At 26.8% G+C, this 310-nt stretch carries 1 protein-coding gene; it reads right to left on the reverse strand.

The features are described from left to right. Positions 1 to 145 (reverse strand): head-tail connector protein (locus GBZ86_RS18965; protein ID WP_170272339.1); only part of this gene is annotated, 145 nt, incomplete at its 3' end. Positions 146 to 310: the final 165 nt, after the last annotated feature.

Consider the following 310-nt stretch of genomic DNA (forward strand, 5'->3'; position numbering starts at 1 on the left):
TTTTATTATAGGAGTTAGTATTAAATTCAAGACTAACTCCTGCTATATTATTTAAATAGATCTTTCCACTTTCTAAAAAGCCATTAAGAATAGAATCTTTATCCTCAAAGGTGATATTTAAATATTCCTTTAACTCCTTTAACATTTAATAATCCTACTCACTAGCCTTTGACAGCTCTGTTTTTAATTTAGTTATGTCAAAAATTAAGAAGGAATCATTATCTTTTGGCTTTCCTGTGGCATATTGTTTTACTAAATATGTTCTTTCATCCTCTAGGAATTTATATTCATCTGAATACTCTATTTTTTG

This window comes from Clostridium tarantellae (assembly GCF_009295725.1).
GTDB lineage: Bacteria > Bacillota > Clostridia > Clostridiales > Clostridiaceae > Sarcina > Sarcina tarantellae.